3 protein-coding genes are annotated in these 2,883 nt (G+C 73.8%); 2 read left to right on the plus strand and 1 reads right to left on the minus strand.

Features of this window, described 5'->3' with window-relative positions; all coding sequences use genetic code 11:
- Positions 1-1,122 (plus strand): UDP-N-acetylmuramate--L-alanine ligase (gene murC, locus VR45_RS14570; RefSeq protein WP_045940167.1); only part of this gene is annotated, 1,122 nt, incomplete at its 5' end.
- A 21-nt stretch (positions 1,123-1,143) separates the two neighbouring features.
- On the plus strand, positions 1,144-1,548 hold the full coding sequence (msrB, locus tag VR45_RS14575; RefSeq protein WP_045940168.1) for a peptide-methionine (R)-S-oxide reductase MsrB: 405 nt from the start codon (positions 1,144-1,146) through the stop codon (positions 1,546-1,548).
- Between the two features lie 78 nt (positions 1,549-1,626).
- Here msrB and VR45_RS14580 read toward each other — a convergent pair.
- On the minus strand, positions 1,627-2,883 hold a 1,257-nt coding region (locus VR45_RS14580), incomplete at its 5' end, for a cytochrome P450 (protein ID WP_045940169.1).

The following is a 2,883-nucleotide window of genomic DNA, read 5'->3' on the forward strand; positions in this document are numbered from 1 at the left end:
GTGGTGCACCGCTCCGACGCGCTCGCGGCGCTGATGGGCGGCCGCCGGGCGCTGGCGGTGGCCGGCACCCACGGCAAGACCACCACCACCAGCATGCTCGCCGTCGCCCTCGGCGAACTGGGCCTGGACCCGTCCTACGCGATCGGCGGCGACCTCGACGCCCCCGGTTCCAACGCCCACCACGGCACCGGCGAGATCTTCGTCGCCGAGGCCGACGAGAGCGACCGCAGCTTCCACAAGTACGCGCCCGAGGTGGCGATCGTGCTCAACGTGGAGCTGGACCACCACGCCAACTACGCCTCGATCGACGAGATCCACGAGTCCTTCGAGACCTTCGTCGCCCGGATCACCCCCGGCGGCACCCTGGTGGTCTCCGCCGACCACGACGGCGCCCGCGAGCTGACCGCCCGGGTGGCCGGCCGCGAGGGCCTGAACGTGGTCACCGTCGGCGCCGCCGAGGACGCCGACCTGCGGGTGCTGTCGGTCGTCCCGCGCGGCATGACCAGCGAGGTCACCGTGCTGCTGGACGGCGAGGAGCTGGGCTTCACCGTCTCGGTGCCCGGCCGGCACTACGCCCACAACGCGGTCGCCGCGCTGGCCGCCGGCGTCGCGCTGGGCGTCCCGGCCGCGGACCTGGCCAAGGCCCTCGGCGCCTACACCGGCGTGCGCCGCCGGCTCCAGCTCAAGGGCGAGGCGGGCGGCGTCCAGGTGATCGACTCCTACGCCCACCACCCGACCGAGATGACCGCCGACCTGGAGGCGATCCGGGAGGCCACCGAGGGCCGGGTGCTGGTGGTGTTCCAGCCGCACCTGTTCAGCCGCACCCAGCAGCTCGCCGAGGAGATGGGCGCCGCGCTGGCGCTCGCCGACACCTCCGTGGTGCTGGACATCTACCCGGCCCGCGAGGACCCGATCCCCGGTGTCACCAGCGAGCTGATCCTCGACGCCGCCCGCCGGGCCGGTGCCGAGGTCACCGCCGAGCACGACTTCGCCGCCGCCCCGGCCCTGCTGGCCGGCCTGGCCCGCCCGGGCGACCTGCTGCTCACCATGGGCGCGGGCGACGTCACCAACCTGGGTCCGGAAATCCTCAAGCACCTCGCGAACGTTTCCACCAACGTCTGAGTCCCCCGACCTGGAGCCGTCATGAGCTACGAGATCGAGAAGACCGACGCCGAGTGGCGTGAGCAGCTCTCCCCGGAGGAGTACCACGTCCTCCGGGAGGCCGGCACCGAACGCCCGTTCACCGGCGAGTACACCGACACCAAGACCGTCGGCGTCTACGGCTGCCGGGCCTGCGGGGCCGAGCTGTTCAGCTCCGAGACCAAGTTCGACAGCCACTGCGGCTGGCCGTCCTACTACGCGCCGCTCGCCGGCGACCGCGTCCAGTACATCGAGGACACCACGCTCGGCATGCGCCGGGTCGAGGTCCGCTGTGCCCGCTGCGGCGGCCACCTGGGCCACGTCTTCGAGGGCGAGGGCTACGGCACGCCGACCGACCAGCGGTATTGCATCAACAGCGTTTCGCTGACGCTGAAGCCGGCGGAGTAGCAGCGAACGGCCGCGTGGGCCCGGTACCCCGACGGGGTGCCGGGCCCACTGCTGTCCGGCCCACTGCTGTCCGGTTCGCTAGAGCCCGGCCGGCTGGAGTCCGGTCCGCTGCTGTTCGGCCAGCGGGGTGAAGCGGACCGGGAGGCGGACCAGGGCGCGGTGGAAGGGGCCGGGGCGCCAGCGCAGGGTGTCGGCGGGCTCGGCGAGTTCGAGGTCGCCGATCCGGCTGGTCAGTTGCTCGACGGCGGTGATCGCGATCAGCAGGGCCGGGTCGCGGGCCGGGCAGGCGTGCGGACCGGCCGCCCAGGCCAGGTGCGCCGATTCGCCGCTGCGCAGCCCGGCGGTGTCGGGGCTGTCGGCCGGCGGGGCGGCCTCGGAGTTGGCGGCGGCGTAGGAGACCAGGACGAGCGAGCCGGCCGGGATCGCCCGGCCGTGCAGGACGGTGTCGCAGCGCGGGTAGTGGGCGGAGAGGTTGGCCAGCGGCGGCTCGTGCCAGAGCACCTCGTCGATCGCCTGGTGCGCGGTCATCGCGCCGCCGAACAGCGAGCCGGCGTAGCGGGCGTCGGTGAGCAGCCGGCGCAGGGCGTTGCCGATGAGGTTGGTGGTCGGCTCGTTCCCGGCGATCATGGTCAGGGTGATCTGCCGGACCACCTCGTCGTTGTCGAGCCCCGCCGGGTGGGTGAGGAACCACGAGGTCAGGTCGTGCCGGGGGCGCTCGCGGCGCTCGGCGACCATCGCGGTGACCACGGCGACGAGGTCCGCGTACGCGGTCACCGCCTGCCGGGTGGACTCGATCATGCCGACGATGCCGGCCACCAGCCGCTCCCGGTGCTCGTCGGGCACGCCGAACCAGGTGGTGACCACGTGGACGGGCAGCCGGCGGGCGTAGTCGGCGATGAGGTCGGCGGAGCCGGTGGCCCCGAAGGTGCCGATCAGCCGGTGGGCGACCTCGGCGACCCGGCGTTGCAGCAGGTGCGGTTCCAGCAGCGCGAGGCCGTCGGTGATCACCTGCCGGTAGCGGGCGTGCGTCTCGCCGTCGCTGAACAGCGCGGTCGGCCGGTAGCCGAGCACCGGGAGCAGCGGGGAGTCCGGGGGGACGGTCTGCTGCCAGGCCCGGGAGTCCTTGGAGTAGGTGTCGGTGTCGCGCAGCAGGTCCAGCGCGGCCTGGTAGTCGGTGACCAGCAGGGCTTCGACGCCGGGTGCGATCTCCACCGGGGCGACCGGGCCCTGCCGGCGCAGCCGCTCGTAGACGGTCTGCGGGTCGGCGGCGAAGGCCGGGCCGTGGAGGGCGGTCGGGGGTTGCGTGGCGGAGGGCTGGGCGGTCGGGGGCTGGGC

This window comes from Streptomyces sp. NRRL S-495, assembly GCF_000966955.1.
Taxonomy (GTDB): domain Bacteria; phylum Actinomycetota; class Actinomycetes; order Streptomycetales; family Streptomycetaceae; genus Kitasatospora; species Kitasatospora purpeofusca.

Excerpts from the sequence above, each read along its gene's own strand:
- msrB (WP_045940168.1), top strand. The coding sequence starts at position 1,144 with ATGAGCTACGAGATCGAGAAGACCGACGCCGAGTGGCGTGAGCAGCTC.